Below are 23,156 nucleotides of genomic sequence, written 5' to 3' on the forward strand. Positions count from 1 at the left end.
TGATGATTCGCGGTTGATTCACTCGCAGGTAATCCCTGCAAAAAATGCTTAAAAGCGATATTCAATTCCGCCCTGGATGGTTCTTCCTCTCCCCAGCGTGTATGAAATCGAATCGCCATAGCTAACGATGTACGCGCGATTAGTGACGTTTTCTATTGCCGCACTGACCTTTACATTATTCGTGACTTGATAGCTGGCGTAGAGATCGAATAGGGTATATTTGGGCCAGTCGGCGACGTAGAAATTGCCAGTCCCTCCCGCCTGATTCACCGCCGAGCGATCCTGATAGCCTCGGTTGTAGCGAATCACTGCGCCGGCATCTAATTTACGATCGAATGCTCTGGTGCCAATCGTGAGACTTCCCCGATCGCTCGGCATATAAGAAGACGAGCTAAAAACGGTGCCGTAATTGCATTGCTCGTAGTTATTCACGTCATCATAGGGTGTGGCGTAATAATTATTTCGACCGCCTTCGCGTATGACGACGCCGCCAAGCCAGGCCGTGTTTGAGCAAAAGTCATTTTTGCCAATCATTCTGGTGTAGGTCAGATCGGCATAAAATCGACCCGTGTCGTAATTCAATTGATATTCGATACCGCGGAAACGAGTTTTTGCCAGATTATTGACATACGCTGCGTTACCGGAACCAGCGCCAGTGTAAACACCGGGTTTAACTCGTCCGATCTCCATATTGATGTAGTTGCTTATCTTGGTATCGAAATACGCCACCTTGGCAACCAGACGATCGGATTCTGTAAGCAGCTCGCTGGCCTTAATATTGAACCCCGTTTCCCACGCGGTTGATCGCTCCGGCGCCAAATAAGGGTTGGGGTATTGCGTTGATGAGGAGTGCGCGCTGCCCGTGGTCAACGTTTCCGTAATGGCGGGTGGGCGCCATGATTTCCCATAATTGCTGAACAGTTCAAGCCACGTTATCCCCGGTTTAACGGCAATAGCGGCGGTGGGCGAAAGCTTTCCGCTTTCGCTATCCACCTTCCAGAAGTGAGTGTTTCTGACGGTCGGGCAGAGTGTTAGACGATTTGCCGTGCAGGGATTATCCACCGTATACGGGAACTCGGTGATCTCCATTCCCGTTGTACCGCGCAGGCGATAGCGGTCATAACGCAGGCCGCCTTCTAGCGTAAGGAAATCCTCATAGCCGTAGGTCAGGTTGGCAAACATGCTGGCTAGGGAACGGTTACCACCTGGTGTGACGCCCGCCATGGATTCGCGTGTGGACTCACTGCTGGACTTATCGTAGAAAACGTCAACGCCGTAGTTGGCGTTCAGTTCATGCTGAGCTGGTAAACTGAAACGTGAGGTGTTCTGTACCTGCACACCGTAAGTACGCATCCGGCTACGCGTCCAATAACTATTATCGATGACGCTGGTACTGTAGGTGTCTGATTTGTCGGTCGTATCGACATAATAAAGTTTGGCGCTAAAATCAAGCCAATCGTGATCGTCTGGGTTTAGGTGGTAATCCAATGCGCTGCTGCGTGACATGGTGTTACTAAACCCACTTTTTTTCCAACCCAGTTCGGGGAACGTGGTGTTCGTTAACATACTGGGATTGGGCGTGTCTGTCTGAGTCTGCAAATAACTGAACTGGATACGTTGGTTGGCGGGAAGATTCCAGCCTACTTTAGCCAGCCGAGAGCGCATCGTGTGGCCTGAGTCAGTCACTTTGCCATGTTTCAGCGAATCGCTGGCGCGAAGCGTGTTCTCATCGCTTCCCGATGCGGTGCGAATATCGCCAATTTTGCCTTTATTGCCCGGCCAGTAATCGCCCAGATGACGCTCGCTGGCTCCGACTAAAATATCACCGCTTTCGTTACCGAGTGCGAGAATCCCGCTGCCGATAAAATGTGTTCCATTGTCTCCCGTGCTGGCGTGCAATTTTCCGCCCAGTTCTTTACCCGGCGCCAGAAAATCACTGGCGCTGACGGTATTAAACGTAGCGATACCGCCGAATGCGCCCGCGCCGCCCATACCGCTCGTGGCGCCTTTCTCAATCGTAGCGCCGGAGAGCAGTTCTGAATCAATATACATTTGGCCGTTACGCTGCCCGTGACCGCTTTTCTGGAAGTTCTGCCGCATACCGTCAATGTTCATATTCACGCGACCAAAGTCCTGTATCCCGCGAATGTTCACCGACAGCGAAGGGTCTTGCTGGCTGACGCTGGAGTACACACCAGCAGATTGTTCCAACATATCGGCCGCGTGGCGGGTAGGGCGCTGATCCATCTGCTCACGTGAAATGACGCTGATGGCGCGCGGTTGTTCATAGATCCAGTCGCCCGGATTGGCGACGGTAAACGCGCGTACCGTCATCACGTCGTCTATTTTTGCCGTATCGACGTTGACTGAACGAGGGCGCAGAGTAATCACGCCATTGCTGCCGATCTGAAAGTCGACCGGGTTAGCACCGATCAACTGGCGTAGCCCTTGCTCTGGCGTGAAGCGCCCTTGAAGCGCGGCGGCCTGCATATTTTCCAGTTTGACGTCAGCAAAAAAGACCTGTAGCCCCGCCTGTTCGGCGAAACGCAGCAACGCGCTGCTCAACGGCTGCGCGCTGATGGAAAAGGCGGTGCTCTGACGAGCCGCTTCCTGAACGCTGGCGGCCTGCGTTTCTGCTTGCGCATAGTGGAGCGAGCCAGACAACGACAGTGCGATGCCGACGGCGAGAGAAAGTGGATTCCGTTGTAACAAGCGGTTGTCTTGCTGTTGTGTTCTTTTAAACATTTTTCGCCTGGTCTGCCATCCGTTAAATCATCAATAAGCATTAATAAACAAAGGGATAATTCACCACATTATTCTTAATGAAAATGATAATAAAAATCATTACCTAAATATGAAGACGGCTGAGATGACAGAACCCGTAAAAAAATATTTAAATTTTTTTCTCCGCAGAGTTGCGGCCTTGTGAACGTGAAGGGAATTTATGCGTGATTACCACGCCTGAGCAGCATGGCAGGAGTGGGTAAGACAGAGGGAGAAAGGATCAGTACAGAATAGTGACGCCGGGCAGAGAAACGGTTTTGGCACCCAGTTCAGTTGCCATGGTTTGCAGTGCGTTATCTAGCTCGTTCAGCGAAAAAATGCCGCTGACCTGACGTTGGCGCAGTGCTGAACGAGGAATGACGATCGTACCAGAGCGGTACTGATTGATACGTGCGATCACGATAGCGAGCGGCTGTTGATCAAATATCAGCAGACCACGCCGCCAATCGCCACGCTCGCGACTATTCCAACCGGGAAGACGCGTTATACCTTGTTCTGTATAACGCGCAGCCTGTTCTTCATCAAGCCGCAGCGCTTGTCCGCTTGCGGCTACCTGAACGCTGTGCTCCACCACGCCGACGGTCGTTATCTGTGATGAATTTTGCACAATAAACTGTGTACCTAGCGCCTGTGTGGTGCCTGATGCCGCCTCGACCAGGAAAGGCCGTTTTTCCTGTGTAGTTGTCGGGGCAACGGTGAACCAGGCCGAGCCTTGCAGCAATGTGACTCGCCGTTCTTGCGCGGTGTAAGCAAGAGCAATCGCGCTGCCTGCATCCATATCAACCTGGCTACCATCCGGTAGCGTAACCTGTTTAACCTGACGATCGGCATGATAATCCGAGCGCAGCGTTATAATACCGTCTGAAATCCACGTCGTGCCGAGACTGAAGCCCAACAGCAATAAGGCCGCGATTTTCCACTGTGTCGCACGGTTGACGCGTCTGCTGGGCAATGTTGCTAGCGGCAGTGGTTGCAGGACCTTTTTTTGCTCGGTACTGAGCGAGCCGAGTCCATGCCAGAGCATCCCCGCTTGTTCCAAAGCATGATGATGGCGGGGGTCTTGTGCCAGCCAATGCTGAAATATCAGTTCCTGTTCATCCTCCAGCGGCGCTTCGGCCAAACGTATGGCCCATCGTGCTGCCTGTTGATGGATTTCAGGGGGATAATCGTTCATGTTATAGGCCTGGAGTGTGTAGGGTCTCTAAATAAGTAGACGTCTGACGGTAATAAACCCGTAAATAATTTGTGATTATTTCATTATTGGCAGCTATTTTCACTAAGAGCGGATCGTCAGCATGGCATGCAGTGTCATAGCAAGATGCTTCTCAACGGTGCTGAGAGAGATATCCAACTGCTGAGCAATTTGCGCCTGTGTCATGTGTTCAAACCGATGCAGATGAAATATCAACTGCGTGCGTTCAGGCAATGTTGCCAGTATGTTTGCCAGACGCTCCAGCTCCTGTTGGGCGATTGCCGCCCGATCGAGTTGGGGTGCGGCATCAGGCAGAGCGTCCAGCGTGGTATCCATGTCGTCAACACCCGTTGCCATCTGCCAGCGTTGCTGATGGCGGACATGGTCGAGCAGCAAATTATTGGCTGTTTTATAGAGATAGGCTTTCTTGTCGTCTACATCATCTTGCTGTTCCAGCCGTTGTGCCAACCGTAAAAAACTCTCTTGCACCAGATCTGCCGCTGCCTGAGGGTCGCGCAGTTTGTGATTGAGATAGCGTTCTAACCGTTCTGCATAGTGGTTGAACAGCATTCTGAGTTCAGACTCTGACATGCCAACGTCCCGCCAGGTGACCTTCCCGCCGACTCTGCGGCAACAGAAATCCTTTCCCTTGTCACGGTGCTGCCCATAAAAATGCGTGGCACTGTCCTCGATGGGGTAAGGCCCTGAATAATAAATATGATGTAATTGATAATTATTATCACATATGACGAAGGGGAAAGCAGAGTTAAATCTTCTTCAGATTGGCGGATTTTCGCCGTCGACTACACTTAATCTTTGTTGACGTATCATTTGATTAAGAGGAATGACAATGACGACAAAGGACGATCCCAAAGACGTGACAGTCAGCGAAGGGCTGGCAAAAGTGCATGAGGCGTCAGATCAACTGACGGAAGAAGAAATTGAGGCGTTGGCGGAAGAAGCCAGACAGTCTGCTACGCAGACGAAGAAAGCGTCGGGTAACACGCCCTAGTCTGATGCCGCCTGTCGCAGAACGGATTGATGCGCAAACATAACGTGGCAAGTTTTTTGCACAGACATTTTGCAGATAGTGATGAAAAACACGATCGTTTTCTCTCTGTAAGGAAAATGTATGCATGACAAACTACTGATAGAAGGCAAGCTGGTCGCAGGAAAAGGCGAAATATTGCCCGTATTCAACCCCGCAACGGGAGAGCAAATTGCCGCCATCGCGCAGGCCGATCTGCACCAGGTTGATGCAGCGGTTCTGGCTGCGGAGTCCGCCTTTGCACACTGGGGGCAGACTACGCCGAAAACACGCGCTACGCTGCTGCTACGGATTGCCGATGCCATCGAGGAAAATGCCGAGACGTTCGCTGAGCTGGAATCACTGAACTGCGGTAAGCCTTATCACGCGGCGCTGAATGATGAGGTGCCTGCGGTGGCGGATGTGTTTCGCTTCTTTGCCGGGGCGGCACGCTGCCTGAGCGGTTCAGCCGCGGGAGAATATCTGGAAGGACACACCTCTATGATCCGGCGCGATCCGGTGGGCGTGGTGGCGTCCATTGCCCCGTGGAATTATCCGCTGATGATGGCATCGTGGAAGTTGGCTCCCGCGTTGGCGGCAGGAAACTGCGTGGTGCTGAAACCGGCGGAGCAAACCCCGCTGACGACATTCTATCTGGCGCATTTGCTGGCGGAGATACTTCCTGCTGGCGTGGTGAATATCCTGTTTGGGCGTGGTGCAGACATCGGTGATGCGCTGACAGGGCATGAGAAAGTCAACATGGTATCGCTAACCGGTTCGATTGCGACTGGATCGCATATCCTTGCCCATACTGCTGCGAGCGTAAAGCGCACGCATATGGAACTCGGCGGCAAAGCGCCAGTGATTGTGTTCGATGATGCTGATGTCGATCAGGTGGTTGATGGAATCCGCAGTTTCGGTTTCTACAACGCGGGGCAAGACTGCACCGCGGCCTGTCGGCTGTATGTACAGCGAGGGATCTACGATGAAGTCGTAGAAGCACTAGGAAAAGCGGTAGCGACGCTGAAAATAGGCGATCCACATGATGAAACCACCGAACTGGGGCCGTTAATTACCGAGCCGCAGCTTGAACGTGTGATAGGTTTTGTGGAACGCGCCAAAGCGCTGCCGCACATCACGGTAGTGACCGGTGGCGGGCGGATGAAAGGGCAGGGATTCTATTTCCAGCCGACGGTGTTGGCGGGGGCGAAACAGGAAGATGAAATCGTCCAGAAAGAGGTGTTTGGCCCCGTCATTTCCATTACGCCGTTTGACGATGAAGCGCAGGTGATTGGCTGGGCGAATGCCTCACATTACGGGCTGGCTTCGTCGGTCTGGACACGAGATATCGGGCGAGCACACCGTCTGGCCGCGTGCCTTCAGTACGGCTGTACCTGGGTGAACACCCACTTCATGCTGGTGAGCGAAATGCCGCACGGCGGACAGAAGCTGTCCGGCTACGGCAAGGATATGTCGATGTACGGGCTGGAGGACTACACCATCGTGCGCCATATCATGATCCGGCACTAAGGATCTTCTGTCTGCCGCAGGGTTCTGTTTATCCTGAACGACAAGCGGGTAAAGATATAGCGCGTTTATCCAGCCCCGGCGTGCCCCAAAAAAGGGCGCGCTGGACAAAAGTGGGGCATCACAAGATGCTTTGATTTTCCTCATACTGGCATTTGCCATGCTTATCGGTTTTTAATTCCGCATATTATTATTTAGTTCAAATCATCTGCTGAATTTTTGGATTAGATCGCATTTTCGTATTTTATTCTGATTTTGGGCGGGCGACTGGCGTGTTTTGTGCATTAATTAAATTGGCATCGCGTGATGTCCGTTTTCAAGGAGCGCATTTTGTCCAGATCAAACGCCCACCTTAACCCGCTAGAGTGTACTCAGCAGGCACTGCATTGGATTCATAGTGATACGCTATCCCACGATGACATAGCGGCACTGAATCAAGAAGTTTTGAGTTGTTTTCGTGAATACGTCAACCCAGGTTTTCTGGAGTACCGAAAATCTGTCACTACCGGCGGCGACTACGGCGCAGTTGAATGGCGCGCCAGCGGCCCGAATACGCTGATTGATACCCAAGGGAATGAATATCTGGACTGTCTGGGCGGTTACGGCATTTTTAACGTGGGGCATCGTAACCCTAATGTGATTGCCGCCGTTGAGAGTCAGCTTGCCAGACAACCGCTACATAGCCAGGAACTGCTCGATCCGCTGCGGGGATTGTTGGCAAAAACGTTAGCGGCGCTAACGCCGGGCAATCTGAAATACAGCTTCTTCTGCAATAGCGGAACGGAATCGGTTGAGGCAGCGTTAAAGCTGGCGAAGGCCTACCAGTCACCGCGCGGTAAATATACGTTTATCGCCGCGACAGGCGCATTCCACGGGAAATCGCTGGGTGCGCTTTCCGCCACCGCCAAACCCGCGTTTCGTCGTCCTTTCATGCCTCTGTTGCCCGGCTTCCATCATGTTGCTTTTGGCGACATCAACGCCATGCGCAAGCAGGTTCAGCAATGCCAGAAGACCGGTGATGACGTTGCAGCCATCATCCTTGAACCTATTCAGGGGGAAGGCGGGGTAATTGTGCCACCGGAAAATTACTTGCCTGCGGTCAGAGCATTATGTGATGAGGTTGGGGCATTGCTGATTCTGGATGAGGTGCAAACCGGTATGGGGCGCACGGGTAAGATGTTCGCCTGTGAGCATTATGGCGTGCAGCCCGACATTCTGTGTCTGGCGAAGGCATTGGGCGGCGGTGTGATGCCGATTGGCGCCACGGTGGCAACAGAAGAGGTGTTCTCCGTGCTGTTTGAAAACCCGTTCCTGCATACCACCACGTTCGGCGGCAATCCGCTGGCCTGCGCGGCGGCGCTGGCAACCATCAACGAACTGCTGACAAAAAATCTGGCAGAACAGGCGGCAATGCAGGGGGCGTTTTTGTTACAGGGCTTACGGCAACTGGCAATTGAGTATCCTCAACTGATTATCGAAGCGCGCGGAATGGGCTTGCTACAGGCTATCGAGTTCAGAAAAAACGAGATCGGCTACGCCTTCGCGAAAGAGTTGTTTCAGCGCAATATATTGGTCGCCGGTACGTTGAACAACGCTAAATCGGTCAGGATAGAGCCACCGCTTACCATCACGCGCGAGCAATGCGCCCGTGTGTTGAAGGAAGCAAAAGAGGTACTTAAGAAACTGAGTGGCACCATGCCTGACGAAAATAAAATGAAGGAATATACAGTAGAGTGAAAAACAAGACGGAAACACGCAGCACACGATTATGGTCATCCCGAAAACCAGTCAGCGCCCACTGACTGGTTTTTTTGTATCGTCACCACTAATGCAGATGCGGTTACCTACGTTTACGGGCAATCAGCACATTTAACGGCGTCATGGGAAATGCCTGATGGCGTCGGGTTTCGACAGAGGTAAAGCCAGCAGCCAGTAACCACTGCGTGAGCTGTCCTTCTCGTGTGACGTGGCGTCCACTCATTTGCATCGGCAGATAAAATGGCAGCACTGGCGCTGCATCGTTGGCTTCTTCGGCAATTTCCGCCTGTGCGAGAACCAGCGTTCCCTCTGGCGCGAGAACGTGGTGAAGCGTTGCCAACATAGCGGGAATATCTTCGACAAAATGCAAGAAGGAGGAGCTCCAGATCAGATCGTATTTTCCGCTGGGAAATGCGCCGCTTTGTGCTGACAGTCGTGCGGATAACCCGGCATCGTCAATATTGCGCTGTGCCACGGCAGCGGTCTGTGGCAGGTCATACACCGTGCCGGAGATCTGAGCGTGACGCAGTGCCAGCGTAATCGCCACCCAGCCGGGACCACCGCCCAGATCGAGAATGTGCCTGATTTGTGGGAAATCTGGCAGGCTGGAGAGGATTTGCTCGGCAATATTTGCCGTTATCGATCGCTGTTCCTGCGCGATTTGTTGTCCTGCCGCCTTGGCCCATGCGGCATCGCGCGGTAATTCGTTCCGTTGCTCAGGCAATAGTTGGCGCATTCCATCCCCGAGTCCCTGACCAAACTGTCGCAGACTGGTCAGGCGAAAGCACCAGGCATCACCGATAAAACGCGGACTGCTGCGACAGAGCACGGCGGCACAGGCCGGAGCGGTGCGATAGCCGTCGTGATGGCGTGTCAATAGCTGCATGCTCCACAGGATCTCAAGCAGAAATCCGGTTTTCTCCGGCTGCCATCCCAGTGCTTCCGCCAACTGTTCCGGCGTAGTGACATCCTCCAACCGATCGAAAATCTGCTGTTCCAACGCAAGATGTAACGCGTCGGCTTGCACACTGCTGGCAGCAAGCTGCCATAACGTTTCTAATGGATTCATAAACGGTCTTTCTCATTGATGGTCAGTCGATAGGGAATATGCTATCTATAAATGAGAATGGTTATTATGTTCATTGTTATGCGAGACGGCGTTTTTCATATGCGAAACGGCGGGGGGAAGATGGCGCAAAGGCAGCAGCAGGGGCGAGAGGGATTATCATCAGGCGATCGATGTCGTGTGGGTGAGGTGAATCGTTCTGATTCGCGTCGAACACTGCCGGTCGTTATCGGCGAATGCTGGTCGGATTTCAGCGGTATCGATACGGATCTGTCGCTGGCTCGTTCGCAATATCGCCCGTGCCGCGACTTGGTGGAAGAAACGCAGAACCCGCATTCGCAACCGATGCTGGTCATGACGTTTGCGCTGGCAGGGGAGTCTGCTTATTACGATTGTGGCGGCTCATCGATCTGGTTTCGTCAACAGCATGTCACGATCACGACGTTTGGTGCCAGCGTAGGCGAACGCCATTATCAGGCTCAACGGCAGGTCGATCAGCTACGACTGCTGGTGGGAAAAACGGCGGCGACTCGCTATTTTGGCGCGAACTGTGCGGAACAGCTATTCAGTGACGATGGGGTAGCGCTGCGTGCGTTTACGCCCCTATCTGCGGCCAGTCAGGTTCATGTCAATGCGCTGTGCGCTGACGCCGATCCGCTGAATCGTCATATCCATGCCTTAAGCCTGCTGGTGCAGTATCGGCACGTCCTGAAACCAGAAGAGAAACGAGGCGGTATTCATCCACAGGAGCGGCAGCAAATAGATCAAGTATGTTGCTGGCTGCGTGAGCATTTGGCTGAACCGCTGACGCTCGCCTGTATTGCGGCACAGGCAGGAATGAGCGAATCCAGACTCAAGCTTGGGTTTCATCGCTGCTTTGCGACCACGCCGGGTCAAATGCTATTGCGAATGCGAATGGAACGGGCGCACCAGTTATTGGAGCAGGGATTTCAGGTGGCACAGACGGCTTGGCAAGTCGGCTATCGACATCCCGCTAATTTCAGTCTGGCATTTACGCGCTATTTTAACCGTAACCCTAAAATGATTGCGGCACGTAAGTAAAATATCCTATTGAAGATAATATGAGCATTTTGTCATAACCTTTTACCATTATTTTCCTTTCATTATATTCCCGTGCGTTATTTAGGCATGTGGTGTCATTCTCGGTCGTGAAACCGAGCCTTTGTGTAAATTCTTCTATACTCCATTCAGTAGCACCAACGTGTAATGAATATTGCGGCCAATAAGCTGTTTATTTTTCAGTGTGCAGTCGGGTGGTTCCTTGTGCATGAAAGAGGGATTTTATTTTTAATAAAGGGTCGCTTTTTAATCAAAGGAAAAAAGGATGAGATTAAAAAAGAAAAAAATTGAACCGATGAAAATTCAGGACATTACCATTATTGATAATGGCAGACTCAAAAAAGCCATTACTGCCGCTGCATTGGGTAATGCAATGGAATGGTTTGATTTTGGCGTATATGGCTTTGTGGCGTATGCGCTCGGACAGGTCTTTTTCCCCGGAGCCGATCCCGGCGTACAAATGATTGCCGCGCTGGCCACGTTCTCGGTTCCCTTTTTGGTTCGGCCGCTCGGTGGGATATTCTTTGGGGCGATGGGGGATAAATTTGGTCGCCAGAAAGTCCTGTCGATCACCATTATTATCATGTCGGTGAGCACATTCTGTATCGGCTTGATTCCGTCCTATGAGTCTATCGGTATTTGGGCACCGATATTACTGCTGTTAGCGAAGCTGGCGCAGGGTTTCTCCGTCGGGGGAGAATATACCGGTGCGGCGATTTTCGTTGCTGAATATTCTCCGGACAGACGACGCGGATTTTTAGGGAGCTGGTTGGATTTCGGCTCGATTGCCGGGTTTGTGATGGGGGCGGGTGTTGTGGTGTTGATTTCCTCCATCGTGGGAGAAGAAAGCTTTCTGGATTGGGGATGGCGTATTCCGTTCTTTATTGCCGCGCCGCTCGGGTTAATTGGAATTTATTTGCGCCATGCGCTGGAAGAAACGCCAACGTTCCAGCAGCACGTTGACAATATTGATAAAGAATCAAAAGACAGCATTCAATCCCCGCCGAAGATTTCCCTGCGTGAAATTGTGACCAAACAATGGAAAGGTCTGCTGATCTGTATCGGGATGGTGATCACCACCAATGTCACCTATTACATGCTGTTGACGTACATGCCGAGTTACCTTTCACACAGCCTGAATTACTCGGAGGATCATGGCGTGATGATTATCATCGCCGTCATGATCGGGATGCTATTTGTCCAGCCAGTGATGGGACTGATGAGCGATCGCTACGGGCGTAAACCGTTTGTTATTTGCGGCAGCATTGGGCTGCTGTTGCTGTCGGTGCCCAGCTTTATCTTGATTAACAGTGATGTAATTGGGCTGATTTTCTGCGGATTACTGATGCTGGCGGTGTTGCTGAATTCTTTCACGGGGGTGATGGCGTCAACGCTTCCCGCCTTGTTCCCCACGCATATTCGCTATAGCGCCTTGGCGATATCGTTTAATGTTTCCGTGCTGGTTGCGGGTTTTACACCAACGGCAGCGGCATGGCTGGTGGAGTTTAGCGGCAATCTGTATATGCCCGCATATTACCTGATGGGCATTGGGCTGATCGGTCTGATTACCGGGATGTCGATGCGGGAAACCGCGAACCAGCCGCTGAAAGGCGCGACGCCAGCGGCATCGGATCGAACGGAAGCCAAAGAGTTGTTGCAGGAACAGTACGACAATATTGAGCAAAAAATAGAAGAGATTGATGAACAGATTGCTGATCTGGAGAAGAAAAGAAAACGGTTGACCGAACAGCATCCTGAAATTAATTAGCTTCGTCTTACTTTTATTTGCTGACAATGTGCGTAGGCAGTGGATAGATCGCAAAGATGCGGCAAGTACGTCCGTTGTAAGCTTGAGCCGCGCAGGTATGAATCTCATCCCTGAGATTCTCCCTTTCAGGGCCGTCGCAAGCGACGTTCAAAGGCGTTCCTGACGCTTTTGCCCCTGGCGCGGACGCTTTACTCTTCTATTCCATTCCCCGGTTTTCGTTCCATAAATAGATTCATCAATGATAGCGCCACAGATGAGATGTGGCGCTTTTGTGATGCCTTTTCCTGTTCGATTAGGGTATCTTTATTTGTTATGTTATAACATATCCAATATTCACAATAACATCACGGAGAGAAAGATGCAGAAAACGACAATCGCAGCGACTCTGGCGCTGTTGATGGGGGCGGGAAGTGCGAGTGTTCAGGCGCACGATCATGAAATACTGCGCGGACGGTTAATCTTTTCCGATCACCAGAAACCGACGCTCAGCGTGCTGGATCTGGATACTTTCAAGGTTACGCATACCTTTGACGTCGGCCGGGCGAATGCTTCGCTGGTGCCTACCGAGGATGGTCGATTTACGATCGTCAACCTTTACGATGACGTGGGTACGATTACTTTCCTTGATACTGGCCTGACCTATGAATCGCACGATGACCATCTGGACGTGCATAAAGGTGAGCCGCGCCTTCTGCCGCTGCGGGTAACGGGAGACAAACCGTCGCATATTACCTCGGAGAATGGCTGGGTGGCCTGGTCGTACGATGGTTTACGTCCGTGGGACGGCGCCAGTAAGCCAGAATCGGTCATGATCCGTTTGTCGGATCTGGATAGCGCGAATCCCGTGGTGGAGAAGCGTAAAAGCCCGGCACCGCAGCACGGCATCACCGCACCGTTAGGAAATAATCAGTGGCTGATTTCTGTGCCGAAAGCCGTCTATGCCAAAGGCGACGATAAAACGGTGACGTCGCGCCCTAACGGTTTTGTCGTTTATCAGCAGGATAAGGACTGGAAAGCGATTGCGGACTTCAATCAGGAGCAGGATCTACAGCGTTCTTGTAAAGAGTTTCACGGCCACAGCGAGTTGAATCACGTTCACGTTTTTGGCTGTAACGTGAAGCTGGCTGACGGGGATACGAAAAGTGACGGCGGCGTTTTGCTCGTAAAACAGCAGAGCGGGAAATGGGTATCGCACAAGCTTGCATACCCTGACGATCGCCGCACCAGCACGCTGAAATCTGGCTTGCAAGGCACTTATGTGGTTGGAAATTATGGCGGACTGGGCGGACAGCCGTTTAACGCGCTGATTCGCATCGATCCTCAGGCCAAAAAGCTCACGGCACAGGATACGTTCTCGGTCCCCGACGGTCAGGCGGTGTGTAAATTTGAGGTCTCCGCCGATGGCAAGCGGGTCGCGAATCTGACGCCGGACGGCAAGTTGCGTTTGTATGACATTGCGCCAAACTGGAAGCAAATCGCCAGCTTTGATGCGGTTGAGGCGTTCGACTGTGCTTATGGCGCGAAAACGCCAACGCCGTCGCTTGCTATTATCGGTGGCAGTGTGTATGTCAGCGATCCAGTGAATCAGCGCATTCGTGAATTTTATCTGAACAGCGCGAAGCAGGGACTGGATATTAAGATTGATGGTGCGCCTACCGAACTGGCAGGCAAGCGCTAAAACATCGATTGGGACAAAAACAGTACGTGGGCAGGGGTGCCCACACTTTCTACCTGTGGGCAGCGCTTAGCGACCAATGAGCCACAACTGAGTACAAAATGGGCAACCGCAGCCGTTAACGGCGGTTGCGTCGCACTGGCCGGGGTGAATAGTTTGCAATCCCATCAGCGAAACGGTGGCTCGTTAAAGGTGCGTAGCTTACGTGAATGCAGCTTGTCGCTTTCCGCCCGCAGCAGATCGATGGCGCAGATGCCAATCTGCAAATGCTCCGAAATTGCCCCTTCATAGAAACGGTTCGCCTGTCCCGGCAGCTTGATTTCACCGTGCAATGGCTTATCTGAGACGCACAGCAGCGTACCGTAAGGCACGCGGAAGCGGTAACCCTGTGCGGCAATCGTTGCACTTTCCATATCCACTGCGACGGCGCGGCTGAGATTAAACCGCAGTGCGGAAGCAGCATAGCGTAGCTCCCAGTTACGATCGTCGGTGGTGACCACGGTGCCGGTACGCAGGCGCTGTTTAACTTCTTCCCCCGGCATTCCGCTGACCATCTTGGTCGCGTCGTACAACGCGCGCTGCACTTCGGCGATGCTGGGAATCGGGATATCCGGTGGTAGAACGGCGTCCAGTACATGATCGTCACGCAGGTAAGCGTGTGCCAGCACATAATCGCCGATGGACTGGCTTTCGCGCAGGCCGCCGCAGTGGCCGATCATCAACCAGGCATGCGGGCGCATTACCGCGAGATGATCGCAGATAGTTTTCGCATTAGATGGCCCGACACCGATGTTAACCATCGTAATGCCTTTCCCGTGGCGGGAAATCAGATGATAAGCGGGCATCTGGTGGTTTTTCCATGCCAGATCGGACACCGTCTGCTCGGGGTTAGGTGTTTCGACGGTGATGTAGATCCCCCCCGCGCAGGACAATGCCTCATAGGGGCTAGCGGGATCGGCAATCTGCGCACAGGCCCAGCGTACAAACTCATCGACATAGCGAGTGTAGTTGGTAAAGAGAATGAATGGCTGAATGTGTTCCACTGGCGTGCCAGTGTAGTGACGAAGCCGGGCGAGCGAGAAGTCGGTACGCAGTGCGTCAAAGTGCGATAATGGCGATGTGGTAGTGGCATGATACAAGCCATCAGCCGTTTCATCCCCAATCTGTGACAGTTCCGTGGTCGGGAAATGTTTCGCGATGCCCGCGCTCATGGAACGATCAAGAATCAGATCGGAACCGTCGAGCACGTAGGGGAACGGGATCTCCTGCTGTGATGGGCTGACTTCAATTCTGACGTCATAGTCCCCTTCAAGCAGCGCCAGCTGTTCCGCGAGATAAGCGCGCAGAAACGCGGGACGGGTGACGGTGGTAGAATAACTGCCGGGATGGGTAAAACGCCCATAGGCACGATGTCGTGGATGTCCGGTTGACTCCCCGTTCCAACTCACGCGTAAGGCGGGATAGGAAAATAATCCTGCTGCACGCGCATTGGCATCGGGTAGCGTGCCGTGATGGATAAAGTCTCCGATGGCGTCGCGCAGTGCCGAGACGGCATCATCATACAGCGCTTCCAGTTTATCCAGAGCCTGAGTGACGGTGAGGCTGATGTGGGATTCGCTGCTATGCATATTCTCTCCTTTAATCACGCTCTACACATATTCAATTTTGTACTTCGGCAGAGATTAGCTAACAGCGTAACTGAAGATGCATTGACCCGCCATCGTGAAATCTGGCGGACAAGTACTGATTAAATGAAGAGTCAGGCTAGTGCTTGTGGCGACCGGAGAGATTCGCTGCGCTCACCGCCAGTATCGACAGCACGCCGAGGGCGGCAGCCGGTGCCAGTACGCCCCAGAAGGCGCGTTCGATATACGGCATACCTTCCGCCAATACGCGTCCCCATTCCGGTGTCGGCGGTGACGCGCCCAGCCCTAAAAAGCCGAGTGATGCCAGCGCCAGCGCAATGCCGGGTAGCCGCAACATGGCGTGACGGAAAAGGGGACCAATCAGCGCTGGCAGAATATAGAACAGGCTGCGCCGTATTGGTCCTATGCCGAGAATTGGCAACATCCGAATATAAGGGCGCGCACTGATTTCGGCGACCAGTGCCGCCGTGTGGGCAGCCAGCGATGCCCAACTGACGGCGATGACGGCAATCGCCGCGCCCGTTGCCGTTGGGCCGTTGATGGCGGCAACCAGCAGCCCAGCAATCACTGGGGGCAGGGCGTTAGTCACTTCGATGGGGCCGGTGAACAGGCGTGGGAACAACCCAACCAACAGGCCAATGGCGAGACAGGCCAGCGACACTGCCAGTGCTAACAGGCAGGTATACAACGTACCGTGTGCCACGCGTGCCAGTAAATCACGACCCATGGCGTCTGCGCCAAAGGGCAGCGCGAACGATGGGGGTTGCAGGCGTAAAAAGGTGGAGGTAATGGGATCGCGCGGCAGGCCAGCGAGTAGCAGAAGTGCCAGCAACAGTATGCAGCCCATCGGCAGCCAGATGGCATGACGTGACGCAGGACTACCGCGTTCTTCCGGCACTGGCATCGCCCCGCTGCGCAGCGCGCGTCCGAGAATCAGTAGCCGCACGGCGCTAGCCGCCATACCCGCGAGCGAAGCGATGAGTAAGAGAATGAGCACGCCGACCTGTAATGCGGGGAGATCCTGTGCGGCAGCGGCACCCAGCGTTGCGCGTCCCAGACCGGGAATAGCGAACACTTTTTCGACGGCAATCGCACCGCCCGTTAGCGATACCAGTACCAATCCTACCAGCGGCATCACGCTGGGCAGCGTGCGTTTCAGCACCGCCAACGCGATATGACGGCGACTTACTCCCGCCACACTCCAGGTCGTTAACCAATTTTCGCTAAAGGTGGCGGAGAGCGCATCGGCAATAATCCGCCCAAGGTAACCGCCTGCCGGAATACCGAGTGCCAGCGACGGCAGCACCGCGTAATGCAACCCCAACCAGCCATAGGGTGGAAACCACTGTAGCCAGACGGCACCAACGATCAGCAAAAACGATGCCAGTAGGAACTCGGGCAGCGCGGTAAATAAGGCGGCAAACAGACCGCCTGAACGGTGAATGTGGCCACGAAGTCCCTGCCGAAAAGTGGGGACGCACAGCACGGCAGCCAGCGTGAAAGCCACCAGCGCCGAAGAGGCCATCAGCGTGAGTGAAATGGCTACCGCCTGCAACATTCCTGGGAGCACCGGTCGACCAGAAACCCAGGAAGTGCCTGCATCGCCGTGCAACAGACCGGTCAGCCAATTCAACAGCAACCGCAGTGGGCCGTGATCCAGACCGAGAGACTGACGAATCGCGTTTAGCGTTTCCGCCGTTGCTTCCTGCTCGCCGGAGCGGGCGCGTAGCAATGCCAGCGCCGGGTCCTGACCGGATAGCCATGGCAGCATACCAATCAGCACCACAATACCCGCCAGCGTGAGCAGTCGCGAAAACAGCGGGATCAGCACGCCATATTGTGGACGCTGCGTCTGGTTAATGTTGGCACAGGTGCGGCAGTACAGCGATTCGCTCATAGACTCTTCATCTTTCTGGTTACCGGTGCGTTACCGTTATTTCGCCGCAGCAATATGCGTGGCTGAATTGATCAGCGTGCGTTCACGCGGGTCGCGCAGTGCGTCTTTTACCTGTGCGCCTTCACCCTGAATGACGCGTTCATGCAGCATTGGGATCGCAGCATCGCTGGCAAGGATCAGATTTTCTGCTTGCATAATGGCCTGACGGCGAGCCTCTCCGGCGGGAATGGCTGCCGCTTTTTGCAGCGCCTGATCGATTTCCGGGCGGCACAACTGAGCGATATTGAACGACCCTTCACAGGCAAAGTCGCTGTACAGGTAAGCAACGGGATCGCCGGAGTCTAGCACCGTTGCACGCGATAAAATAAAGGCGTCAAACTTGCCTGCCAGCGCGTCAGACTCAATCTGCGCATACTCACGTACGACTTGCTTTACCGTAAATCCAGCGGCAGTGAGTTGCTGTGCCAGATAGACCGCGACTTCCGGTAGCTCAGCGCGATCGCTGAAGGTGGCTAGCGTGATGGTTGCCCCTGCGGGTGCGCCGGCATTAACCGGATTCGCTACGGGTTGGCGCAGCCCGGCAGCCCATGGCAGCGCGGGACCTAACAACCCTTGGGCGACATCGGCACGCTTCTCATACACGTTATCTACTAGTTGCTGGCGGTTGATTGCCTCGCGCACGGCAGCCCGCATCGCGGGGTCTTGCATCACGCCATGGCGCGTATTTAGATACAGCGTGTTGGTGCGGGGCATTGGGACTTCATGCACCAGCGATTGATCCAGCAGCGGAGCCTGAGAAACGGGAATGGCTTCGACAATATCTGCGGTGCCAGTCCGTAAGGCGGCAGCCCGCGCGGTACCATCGGAAACAAAACTGACATCGATACCGCTGACCTGTGCTTTCTCACCCCAGTAGCCGTCGAACCGATCCAATACCGCGCTGCTAGTGCCGGTGACGCTACGCAGAGTGAACGGGCCGCTTCCGGTGTTGATCGGATTAACGACGCGATTTTTACCGTATGCCTGCATGGAGAGGATTGCCAATTGCGGGCTGGATAAGCGCTGTGGCAACAGCGGGTCTGGTTTCGCCGTGGAAACGATAACGGCGCTATCGCCATCGGCTTTTATCGTTAACTGCACGCCGTCCAGAATACGCGGCTTGGGCGATGCGGTAGACGCCACGGTCAACGCATTCACTACCGTGGCGACGTTTAACGTGGTGTTGTCATGAAAATGGACGTTCGGGCGCAGTTCAAAACGCCAGGATTTATCATCGATCTGTTGCCATTTCGTCGCCAGCGCGGGTTGGGCTTCTCCGAGTTTGTCGAGCACCACCAGCGTTTCTGCTGTGCTCCAGCGCGACAGTTTAAAGGCGTCATCGCTCAGCGGCGTCAGGCCGGAACGGGGTGGCTGGAGCATCGCCAGTTTGATTCGGCCGTCATGATGTGAAACAGGGTGTTCTTCCGGTTCATTGAAGCAGCCTGAAAGCAGTAGCGTGGCTGACAGCAGGCCGAAAATGGGCCACAAGAAATTAGGCTTATTCATCAATCTGTCCTTATTGATTCACGGTTGAAGCGGATTTAAACGGGCGGCAGATAACCACCATGGCTAGCGAACTGCACAAGGGTACGGCGGCGAGCAGCACCCACGGAATGGCGGCCTGCGGCGATGGTGTCAGCGCGCGATCGAGCTGGCTACCGAGTATAAAGTTACCGACCAGTACCGCGATGCCGCCCATCGACGCCAGCGCGCCATAGTGCGCACCCAGGTTTTTGTTGTTGGCAAAGCGAGGAATGAGATCCATGCCAACGGGGACGATCAGCATTTGTCCTAGCGTCAGCAGGGTAATTAATGAGATAGCCGGAAGCAGGCGTTGCCAGCCTTCAGGCGGCGTAGTAGAGGCAAACAGCGCCACGCTAAAGAACGACGCGGCCAGCAGCGCGAAACCCAATGGCAGCATGCGCGCGGCGCCAATCCGGCGGGCAAAACGCGCCAGTGGGAGCTGTAACCCGATCACCAGTAATGAGGCCAGCACAAACAGCGGGCCGAGATCTTTCTCGCTGCTGCCAGAGCGATGCAGTTCAACTGGGAGCGCTAAATAGAGCTGGTTGTAGCTGAACAGGTAAGCACTATAGGCGATGATGAACGCGACAAAGCGACGTTGGCGGAAGGTTTCCCACCACGGGGCGATATGCAATTCGCCTTGATTTTGCTGTGTCGGCGGTAGGCTGAAAAACAGGATGATAAGCGCGATCACAAAGACACCAGCGCCCGCGAGTGCCACGCGCTGGAATCCGTACCCGGCCAGCACCGAGCCGAGCAACGGCCCGAGCACGGCACCCAGCTCGCCGCAAATGGCAAACAAGGCGAACCATTCGGAGCGGCTACGCTTTCCCTCTTTTTCGCTTTGCGTACCGGCCTGCGCCATCAGTGCTTCAATGGCAGGAGAGAACAGGGCACCGCCAACACCCGTCAGACAGGCGCCGAGGATGATCGGCCATAGCGAGTCGCCCAGCGCCAGCAGTAAATAGCCGCTGATGCGCACCACACAGCCGCACAGGATAATCACGCGTGCACCGAATCTGTCCGCCAGTGCGCCGCCGACTAAAAACATGCCCTGCTGAGAAAAGGTACGTAAGCCAATCACTAGCCCGATAGCCCAGCCGGAAAGCAGCATGTCGTCACGCAGGAAAATAGCCAGAAACGGCACCACGGCATAAAAGCCAATGTTGAAAACAAGCTGACTACCCAGAAGTAGCGGTGGATAAGGCCGTGGGGCGCGGTTGGCGGTAAGGTCTGACATTCAATCATCCGTTATCAAAAATCCCGTTATGGGGAATGGGTTATCGAAGCGATATTTTATGGTAAAAAATGCGTTTCAGTGAGCGAATAGCCAGAGGTTGATAGCGCGGGGACGGCTTGCAACAGACGGGCGGTGTGCGCCTGTTGCGGTGAAGCCAGCACCGCAGCCGTGGGGCGATCTTCAATAATGCGTCCGCCGTCCATGACCAGCATTCTGTCGCACAGCCCGGCAAGCATAGAAATGTCGTGCGAGACCATTAGCAATCCCATCTTGTTTTGTTCAGTGACCTGTTGCAGCAGGGTTTTGATCTGCTCACGTAACGGCAAATCCAGGCCGCTGACGGGTTCATCCGCCAGTAAAAAATCGGGGCGAATAATCAGCGCTCGTGCCAGCGCGACACGCTGCGCCTGTCCACCAGAAAGCTGCCCAGCGGCGTTGTCCAACAGTGTTGTACTGAGTTCGACTTGTTCCATGACGTTGCGCAGGCACACTGGTGCATTTTCATCGGGACGCAAGCGCTTCAGCGGCTCAGTGAGAAGATCGGCGACGCGCTGGTGTGGGGCGAGCGAACCTGCCGGATCTTGCGGAATATACTGAACGCGGCGGCGATACCACAGCAACGAACGTACCGAACCGGGCTTAATCAGGTTACCGTCACAGTACACCGTGCCACTCTCCGGTGCTTCCAGTGCCAGCAGCGTTTTCAGTAATGTGGATTTACCGCAGCCCGACGCACCAACCAGGCCGACACGTTCGTGACGGCGTAAATGTAGTGACAGGTCATGAAAAATCGCGCTGTCAGGATCGGCCTTTTGCCACGGCAAACGTGACGTCTGACGATAGCGGCTGACGTGCTCAAGGCTTAAAAACGGTGAAGGAACCGCATGCAGGTGGTGGTTCATCCGGCAAGCGCTCCGGCAACAGGTAACACATGGGTTGATAAAACATGGGTTGATAAAACATCGTCAGCGCGACGAGCGGCAGCCACCAAACTACGGGTATAGGGGGGCTGTGGTGCATTCAGTAGTTGCACCATAGTACCGGATTCAACGATCTGACCATTTTCCATCACCAGACCGCGCTGGCAGAGTTGGGTGGCGACGGCAATATCATGCGTAATAAACAGCAGTGCAGGTGCATCCGGCTGCGCACTACGTTCCTGTAAGACGCGCAATACCTGCTGCTGAGTGATGACATCCAGCGCGGTTGTGGGTTCATCCGCCACCAGTAGCCGGGTTTTGCCAAGCAGTGCGAGGGTAATACAAATACGCTGACGCTGACCGCCGGACAATTCGGCAGGGTAGCGCTGCAATAGGTTGGGAATATCGTCCAGCTTCATGGCTGTCAGAAGCGCAGTAAGCTCAGCGGAAGGGGGGGCTTTCAACGCCAGCGAGAGCTGTTTCCCTAACGGCATGAGCGGATTGAGCGCCGTCGCAGAGTCTTGAAAAACGGCAGATACCCGACTGGTATGCGGGCGCGCCAGCGCGTTCAACTGACTGACTTCTTGACCATTTACCTTAATACTGCCGCTAATCTGGCAGCCTGTGGCTGGGGTGCCGATCACGGCTTTAGCGGTGAGGGATTTACCGGAACCCGATGCGCCGAGTAAACAGACTCGCTCGCCTGCGAACAGCGTAAAACTGATATCGCTGACTTTGGTTTCGCCACCAATCGACAGGTTAAGGTTCCCCACCTGGAGAATGGTATCTGTGTGTCTGTTCCAGTTAATCATGGTTAACGTATAGGGTTAGTGTAAATGGATATGTAATAACATAACAAATCACAACGAAGTGATGCAAAGGAAATGTGATCCAGAGCGTATAAATAACGCTATCGACGCAGCCCTAATAGCTCGCGTCGATGATGATAGTAGGGAGAGTCAATCGTAGAGAGATACGGTATGTATGCTTAGTGGTTACTCGTTGGGTTCCTGACTGAGCTGTGCCAGTTCCGCCGCGCTTAACTGAGTAATCTGACAAACCTGAGCAGGTTCCATGCCGCTAAGTAGAAGCTGACGAGCAATGTTTCGAGCACTGGCTTTCATTCCTTGCTGTATGCCATGTTTGATGCCTTTTTCAAACCCGATTTTCTCAAGCTGCTGTGCGATGGTCATGATCGCCTCCCGATCCGTTGACAGAGATTGCGCGATAGCCTCAATAAAATCGGCGGGCTTGGATGTATTGCCGCTCCGCGCGATGTAAAACAGTATCGCTCTTTTTTGCGGCAGTGGTATCTGCCAGCGTTCAAATAATAGCCCGATATCCTGGGCCAGTTCCAGCATATCTCGTGTGCGAATGTGTTTTTGCACCAGTTCCAACAGCGCCACGCGGCGATGCGTCTTGATGTCCTCATCCGGTATCACCGTTAGGTCAACTAAAGGAAAGGCGGCGTTGTAGAGTTTTTCTGCCTGAATAGCGTCAGCAAAACCGTCGAGCCAGCACAGCGTATAGGGATAAGGGCTACGCTGGCCGTGATAAAACAGTAAAGGAACGACGAGCGGCAACGTATCGTGACCTTGAGAGAGGTGCTGCTGCATGGCAGCCAGCGCGTAGCGCAGCAGGCGAAACGGCATCAGCTTTTCTGGGCGGCTCTGATGTTCGATCACACAATAGATATAACCTTGCCCTGTGGTAGTCTGAATTGAGTACAGCATATCCGATATTCTTGCGCGTAGTTCCTCGTCAACAAAAGAGGCTGATTGCAGTTGTAGCGAACTGAAGTCGCAGATATGCCTGATTTCTTCTGGCAGGTGGATGGCGAAAAAATCCTTTGCGACGGCTGGGTCGCTGAGAAACTGTTTAAAAATCGCATCATGCGCAGCCATGCTGTTTTTCCGTCCCTGAATAATCTGTAGGCAATGGTAAAAGAAGCGGATATGGGCAGGGAAGAAGCGCAGAGGACGACTGCGTTGGTATGGAAGGATGTACGCAAGA

17 protein-coding genes are annotated in these 23,156 nt (G+C 53.9%); 6 read left to right on the plus strand and 11 right to left on the minus strand.

All coding sequences use genetic code 11. The features are described from left to right. Positions 1-48 precede the first annotated feature (48 nt). The 3 genes from AACH44_RS07060 to AACH44_RS07070 form a co-directional block, all read right to left on the minus strand. Complete coding sequence (locus AACH44_RS07060; protein ID WP_338659535.1) at positions 49-2,745, minus strand: TonB-dependent receptor; 2,697 nt, start codon at positions 2,743-2,745, stop codon at positions 49-51. 259 nt (positions 2,746-3,004) lie between these two features. After that, the gene (locus AACH44_RS07065) at positions 3,005-3,958 is read right to left on the minus strand and encodes a FecR family protein (protein ID WP_338659536.1); all 954 of its coding nucleotides are present in this window, start codon (positions 3,956-3,958) and stop codon (positions 3,005-3,007) included. Between the two features lie 102 nt (positions 3,959-4,060). After that, positions 4,061-4,567, minus strand: coding sequence for a sigma-70 family RNA polymerase sigma factor (locus AACH44_RS07070; protein WP_338659537.1), 507 nt, complete (start codon positions 4,565-4,567; stop codon positions 4,061-4,063). Between the two features lie 259 nt (positions 4,568-4,826). On the opposite strand from AACH44_RS07070, the gene AACH44_RS07075 reads away from it, so the two are divergent. The 3 genes from AACH44_RS07075 to ygjG all read left to right on the plus strand — a co-directional run bounded on the left by AACH44_RS07075 (position 4,827) and on the right by ygjG (position 8,267). Further along, positions 4,827-4,988, plus strand: a complete 162-nt coding sequence (locus AACH44_RS07075) for a hypothetical protein (RefSeq protein ID WP_338659538.1) — start codon at positions 4,827-4,829, stop codon at positions 4,986-4,988. Between the two features lie 120 nt (positions 4,989-5,108). Continuing rightward, positions 5,109-6,533 carry an aminobutyraldehyde dehydrogenase gene (gene patD, locus AACH44_RS07080; protein WP_338659539.1) on the plus strand — a complete coding sequence of 475 codons (1,425 nt, stop codon included), beginning with the start codon at positions 5,109-5,111 and terminating at the stop codon, positions 6,531-6,533. A gap of 327 nt (positions 6,534-6,860) precedes the next feature. Continuing rightward, positions 6,861-8,267 (plus strand): putrescine aminotransferase, encoded by a 1,407-nt coding sequence (gene ygjG, locus AACH44_RS07085; protein WP_261847872.1) that lies wholly within the window; start codon positions 6,861-6,863, stop codon positions 8,265-8,267. A 103-nt stretch (positions 8,268-8,370) separates the two neighbouring features. Here the strand turns inward: ygjG and AACH44_RS07090 are convergent, their stop codons facing one another. Continuing rightward, positions 8,371-9,357 (minus strand): class I SAM-dependent methyltransferase, encoded by a 987-nt coding sequence (locus AACH44_RS07090; RefSeq protein ID WP_338659540.1) that lies wholly within the window; start codon positions 9,355-9,357, stop codon positions 8,371-8,373. Between the two features lie 66 nt (positions 9,358-9,423). On the opposite strand from AACH44_RS07090, the gene AACH44_RS07095 reads away from it, so the two are divergent. From AACH44_RS07095 to AACH44_RS07105, 3 genes are all read left to right on the plus strand, one after another. Beyond that, the gene (locus tag AACH44_RS07095; protein ID WP_338659541.1) at positions 9,424-10,416 is read left to right on the plus strand and encodes an AraC family transcriptional regulator; all 993 of its coding nucleotides are present in this window, start codon (positions 9,424-9,426) and stop codon (positions 10,414-10,416) included. A 283-nt stretch (positions 10,417-10,699) separates the two neighbouring features. Further along, complete coding sequence (gene proP, locus AACH44_RS07100; RefSeq protein ID WP_338659542.1) at positions 10,700-12,202, plus strand: glycine betaine/L-proline transporter ProP; 1,503 nt, start codon at positions 10,700-10,702, stop codon at positions 12,200-12,202. 358 nt (positions 12,203-12,560) lie between these two features. Further along, positions 12,561-13,880 carry a hypothetical protein gene (locus AACH44_RS07105; protein ID WP_261847876.1) on the plus strand — a complete coding sequence of 440 codons (1,320 nt, stop codon included), beginning with the start codon at positions 12,561-12,563 and terminating at the stop codon, positions 13,878-13,880. 164 nt (positions 13,881-14,044) lie between these two features. On the opposite strand, the gene AACH44_RS07110 is transcribed toward AACH44_RS07105, so the two are convergent. The 7 genes from AACH44_RS07110 to AACH44_RS07140 all read right to left on the minus strand — a co-directional run bounded on the left by AACH44_RS07110 (position 14,045) and on the right by AACH44_RS07140 (position 23,047). After that, entirely contained in the window at positions 14,045-15,505 is a 1,461-nt protein-coding gene (locus AACH44_RS07110) for an AMP nucleosidase (protein ID WP_261847877.1), read from the minus strand. Between the two features lie 136 nt (positions 15,506-15,641). Beyond that, positions 15,642-17,420: an ABC transporter permease subunit gene (locus AACH44_RS07115; protein WP_338659543.1), complete on the minus strand. Its 1,779-nt coding sequence runs from the start codon at positions 17,418-17,420 to the stop codon at positions 15,642-15,644. A gap of 36 nt (positions 17,421-17,456) precedes the next feature. After that, positions 17,457-18,965 carry an ABC transporter substrate-binding protein gene (locus AACH44_RS07120; RefSeq protein ID WP_261847879.1) on the minus strand — a complete coding sequence of 503 codons (1,509 nt, stop codon included), beginning with the start codon at positions 18,963-18,965 and terminating at the stop codon, positions 17,457-17,459. A 10-nt stretch (positions 18,966-18,975) separates the two neighbouring features. Continuing rightward, the gene (locus AACH44_RS07125; protein WP_261847880.1) at positions 18,976-20,223 is read right to left on the minus strand and encodes an MDR family MFS transporter; all 1,248 of its coding nucleotides are present in this window, start codon (positions 20,221-20,223) and stop codon (positions 18,976-18,978) included. Positions 20,224-20,279: 56 nt separating this feature from the next. Beyond that, a complete protein-coding gene (locus AACH44_RS07130; protein ID WP_261847881.1) occupies positions 20,280-21,125 on the minus strand; it encodes an ABC transporter ATP-binding protein in 846 nt (281 codons plus the stop codon). Beyond that, a complete protein-coding gene (locus AACH44_RS07135) occupies positions 21,122-21,955 on the minus strand; it encodes an ABC transporter ATP-binding protein (RefSeq protein WP_261847882.1) in 834 nt (277 codons plus the stop codon). The genes AACH44_RS07130 and AACH44_RS07135 overlap by 4 nt, the downstream gene beginning before the upstream one ends. Before the next feature lie 183 nt (positions 21,956-22,138). Further along, on the minus strand, positions 22,139-23,047 hold the full coding sequence (locus AACH44_RS07140) for an Rpn family recombination-promoting nuclease/putative transposase (protein ID WP_261847883.1): 909 nt from the start codon (positions 23,045-23,047) through the stop codon (positions 22,139-22,141). Between the last annotated feature and the right edge of the window lie 109 nt (positions 23,048-23,156).

The sequence above is a fragment of the Pectobacterium araliae genome (assembly GCF_037076465.1).
Classification (GTDB): Bacteria; Pseudomonadota; Gammaproteobacteria; order Enterobacterales; family Enterobacteriaceae; genus Pectobacterium; species Pectobacterium araliae.

What these genes read in the sequence shown, in the direction of transcription:
- AACH44_RS07105 (WP_261847876.1), top strand. Translation starts at nt 12,561, where the DNA reads ATGCAGAAAACGACAATCGCAGCGACTCTGGCGCTGTTGATGGGGGCG.
- AACH44_RS07060 (WP_338659535.1), bottom strand. Translation starts at nt 2,745, where the DNA reads ATGTTTAAAAGAACACAACAGCAAGACAACCGCTTGTTACAACGGAAT.
- AACH44_RS07070 (WP_338659537.1), bottom strand. Translation starts at nt 4,567, where the DNA reads ATGTCAGAGTCTGAACTCAGAATGCTGTTCAACCACTATGCAGAACGG.
- AACH44_RS07140 (WP_261847883.1), bottom strand. Translation starts at nt 23,047, where the DNA reads ATGGCTGCGCATGATGCGATTTTTAAACAGTTTCTCAGCGACCCAGCC.
- patD (WP_338659539.1), top strand. Translation starts at nt 5,109, where the DNA reads ATGCATGACAAACTACTGATAGAAGGCAAGCTGGTCGCAGGAAAAGGC.
- AACH44_RS07135 (WP_261847882.1), bottom strand. Translation starts at nt 21,955, where the DNA reads ATGATTAACTGGAACAGACACACAGATACCATTCTCCAGGTGGGGAAC.
- proP (WP_338659542.1), top strand. Translation starts at nt 10,700, where the DNA reads ATGAGATTAAAAAAGAAAAAAATTGAACCGATGAAAATTCAGGACATT.
- AACH44_RS07125 (WP_261847880.1), bottom strand. Translation starts at nt 20,223, where the DNA reads ATGTCAGACCTTACCGCCAACCGCGCCCCACGGCCTTATCCACCGCTA.
- AACH44_RS07065 (WP_338659536.1), bottom strand. Translation starts at nt 3,958, where the DNA reads ATGAACGATTATCCCCCTGAAATCCATCAACAGGCAGCACGATGGGCC.
- AACH44_RS07095 (WP_338659541.1), top strand. Translation starts at nt 9,424, where the DNA reads ATGTTCATTGTTATGCGAGACGGCGTTTTTCATATGCGAAACGGCGGG.
- AACH44_RS07075 (WP_338659538.1), top strand. Translation starts at nt 4,827, where the DNA reads ATGACGACAAAGGACGATCCCAAAGACGTGACAGTCAGCGAAGGGCTG.
- AACH44_RS07130 (WP_261847881.1), bottom strand. Translation starts at nt 21,125, where the DNA reads ATGAACCACCACCTGCATGCGGTTCCTTCACCGTTTTTAAGCCTTGAG.
- AACH44_RS07110 (WP_261847877.1), bottom strand. Translation starts at nt 15,505, where the DNA reads ATGCATAGCAGCGAATCCCACATCAGCCTCACCGTCACTCAGGCTCTG.
- AACH44_RS07090 (WP_338659540.1), bottom strand. Translation starts at nt 9,357, where the DNA reads ATGAATCCATTAGAAACGTTATGGCAGCTTGCTGCCAGCAGTGTGCAA.
- AACH44_RS07120 (WP_261847879.1), bottom strand. Translation starts at nt 18,965, where the DNA reads ATGAATAAGCCTAATTTCTTGTGGCCCATTTTCGGCCTGCTGTCAGCC.
- AACH44_RS07115 (WP_338659543.1), bottom strand. Translation starts at nt 17,420, where the DNA reads ATGAGCGAATCGCTGTACTGCCGCACCTGTGCCAACATTAACCAGACG.